This window comes from Paenibacillus sp. AR247, from assembly GCF_002968895.1.
In the GTDB taxonomy this organism is placed as follows: Bacteria; Bacillota; Bacilli; order Paenibacillales; family Paenibacillaceae; genus Paenibacillus_AQ; species Paenibacillus_AQ favisporus.
In genome coordinates, this window is record NZ_PCZT01000020.1 from 1 (window position 1) to 2,728 (window position 2,728).

The window sequence follows — 2,728 nt, forward strand, 5'->3', positions numbered from 1 at the left end:
GGGAGTCAAATTCCTGAATGTGTTTTGAAACCACTCTTGGTTATACAATTCGTATACCGAGGTTATGCTTGGAGAGATACCCAAGTGGCTATAAGGGGACCCTCTGCTAAGGGGTTAGACTGCGTAAGCGGTGCGAGGGTTCGAATCCCTCTCTCTCCGCCATTTGAATCACATCTTAGCAAGTTTTAGTATGGCGGCGTAGCTCAGCTGGCTAGAGCGTACGGTTCATACCCGTGAGGTCGGGGGTTCGATCCCCTCCGCCGCTACCATACATACCTGGAGGCTTAGCTCAGCTGGGAGAGCATCTGCCTTACAAGCAGAGGGTCGGGGGTTCGATCCCCTCAGCCTCCACCATCATATGCCGGTGTAGCTCAATTGGTAGAGCAACTGACTTGTAATCAGTAGGTTGGGGGTTCAAGTCCTCTCGCCGGCACCATCTAATAATGCGGGACCGTGGTGTAGAGGCCTAACATGCCTGCCTGTCACGCAGGAGACCGCGGGTTCGAATCCCGTCGGTCCCGCCATTATTATTTACTTCATCTATATGCTTGATATAGATTGAAGATGATGTTTTGTATAGTGAATTTCCACAGCGTAAAGTGGGAAGATTAAGATCACCCGCTTTATTTTTGCATGTATGGCTCGGTAGCTCAGTCGGTAGAGCAGAGGACTGAAAATCCTCGTGTCGGCGGTTCGATTCCGTCCCGAGCCACCTTATATGGAGGCTTAGCGAAGTGGCCAAACGCAGCAGACTGTAAATCTGTTCTCGTACGAGTTCGGTGGTTCGAATCCATCAGCCTCCACCAGTTGTAAGAGCCATTAGCTCAGTTGGTAGAGCACCTGACTTTTAATCAGGGTGTCGAAGGTTCGAGTCCTTCATGGCTCATCACAAAGACCATTAACCTTTCGGTTGAGGGTCTTTTTGTCTTTTATGGCCTGACGATCTGATGTGCATAAGAAGTGTGGTTTTCGATTTTATATAGGAATATGGTAAGATGATTAATAAAAATGGCAAAGTGGTGGATGACATCAATGGTGGAGATGGAAACATTACGAAGCAAGTTGGAGCAGGTCGTAGGCGGAACGTTACATATGAAGGAGCTGAGCAAACAGCAGTCGGAGGCGGTTTATTACCCGTTTCGGTATCCGGCAAGGCTTCTTCGAAGAAAGGGAAGCAGACCGAGCATAGAAGCCTCCAGGAAGTGGTGATGGTGGAGGACAAGGTTTGGTTCCCGCTGTTTATCAAGAACGGGCGGGTACACGTAATTGAAGCCAGTTCTGAGCTGGTCAATGATGAAGTATCCCGCTTAATCGGTGTACTGCTGTCTGCGGTAAGAGAACAAACGGGTGATGCCGTGGAAGCCCAGGGTGATGAGGAACGGGAACTCCTGAGGCTCAGTCAATGGATTCAAGAGCAGCTCGACCTGGGACACGGCGATGCCGAATTGCCTGACGATTTGGAACTAAAACGTCTGCTTTCCGCAGAGATGACTCCCTTTTTGCTGACTTGTGAGAGTATCCATGCCTCCGATGTTAAGGGAAGCCAGCTGAAAAAGCTGCTGCGCAGCTACTTCGATGGAGAGGTGGTGCTTGCTGCTCTCCGCGACAATGAGTGGCTCATCTTGGCCAGAAAAGAACTTGTGGCCGGCAGTAATGACGAGAAAGAAGAGGACAACGGCGAATCGGAAACTGACATGCTCCCCGCGTTCTGTATGGGGCTCTATGAGCTGATTGCAAGCGAATGGGTTGGTGCTTTTCATCTATCCGCCGCGCCTTCGTTCATCCCCATGAAGTCACTGCCGGGCACGGTAGGCATGCTTCGGGAAACCATTTTCTTGGGACGGACGTTTCATGTGTCGGAGCATGTCCACTTCCCATGGGAGCTGCTGCTGGAGCGTTTAATCTACAGCATCCCGATGGAGCAGCGCCGCCGCTTTCTCGAACAGGCAGGGGACCACGGCGTATTGTTCAGCGACAACGAGACGTTGTCGACGCTGGAGACTTTCTTTCAGCTCGACTGCAATGTCAGCGAGACGGCGAAGCGACTATATATTCACCGCAACACCCTTTTATACCGGCTCGATAAGATCAAACAAGAGACCAATCTGGACGTTAGAAGCTTTGGGGACGCGGTTTTGGTGAAGCTGACGATGCTATTGTATAAAGTGACGAAAAGAAAATAGGTTTTTTGTGCAGATTGTGTATAGCCAGTCTGCGAGATGTTGGGTAATATATAACTATCATAATGTATTCGATTTCATAACTATACACTAAGGGGGCAAATTCACATGGCAGGTGTACGTTTAGAGCATATTTTCAAAAAGTATCCGGGTTCTGACAAAGCAACAGTTATGGATATCAACCTTGATATCAAGGATAAGGAGTTTCTGGTGTTGGTAGGTCCTTCCGGTTGCGGTAAATCTACGACGCTTCGTATGATCGCCGGTCTGGAAGAAATCTCTGACGGTAAACTTTACATTGGCGACCGCGTCGTGAACGATGTAGCTCCTAAAGACCGCGATATCGCGATGGTGTTCCAGTCCTACGCTTTGTATCCACACATGAACGTATACCAAAACATGGCCTTTGGTCTGAAGCTGCGTAAAGTGAAAAAGGATGAAATTGATAAACGTGTACGTGAAGCTGCGAGAATCCTCGATATCGAGCATTTGCTGGATCGTAAGCCAAAAGCTCTTTCCGGTGGTCAACGTCAGCGTGTTGCCTTGGG

General features: G+C 49.3%; 2 protein-coding genes and 8 tRNA genes. All 10 read left to right on the forward strand.

Annotated elements, in window-relative coordinates:
* Positions 1-70: 70 nt before the first annotated feature.
* Positions 71-162: transfer RNA gene (locus tag CPT76_RS27060), tRNA-Ser, on the forward strand.
* A gap of 30 nt (positions 163-192) precedes the next feature.
* Positions 193-269 (forward strand) — tRNA-Met (locus CPT76_RS27065).
* 9 nt (positions 270-278) lie between these two features.
* Positions 279-354, forward strand: a tRNA-Val gene (locus tag CPT76_RS27070).
* Between the two features lie 6 nt (positions 355-360).
* A tRNA-Thr gene (locus tag CPT76_RS27075) sits at positions 361-436 on the forward strand.
* 11 nt (positions 437-447) lie between these two features.
* Positions 448-524, forward strand: a tRNA-Asp gene (locus tag CPT76_RS27080).
* A gap of 115 nt (positions 525-639) precedes the next feature.
* Positions 640-712 (forward strand) — tRNA-Phe (locus CPT76_RS27085).
* Between the two features lie 8 nt (positions 713-720).
* A tRNA-Tyr gene (locus CPT76_RS27090) sits at positions 721-806 on the forward strand.
* Between the two features lie 7 nt (positions 807-813).
* Positions 814-886: transfer RNA gene (locus CPT76_RS27095), tRNA-Lys, on the forward strand.
* A 109-nt stretch (positions 887-995) separates the two neighbouring features.
* Positions 996-2,183 carry a PucR family transcriptional regulator gene (locus CPT76_RS27100; protein WP_258168840.1) on the forward strand — a complete coding sequence of 396 codons (1,188 nt, stop codon included), beginning with the start codon at positions 996-998 and terminating at the stop codon, positions 2,181-2,183.
* A 105-nt stretch (positions 2,184-2,288) separates the two neighbouring features.
* On the forward strand, positions 2,289-2,728 hold a 440-nt coding region (locus CPT76_RS40620), incomplete at its 3' end, for an ABC transporter ATP-binding protein (RefSeq protein ID WP_258168875.1).

What these genes read in the sequence shown, in the direction of transcription:
- CPT76_RS27100 (WP_258168840.1), top strand. Translation starts at nt 996, where the DNA reads ATGATTAATAAAAATGGCAAAGTGGTGGATGACATCAATGGTGGAGAT.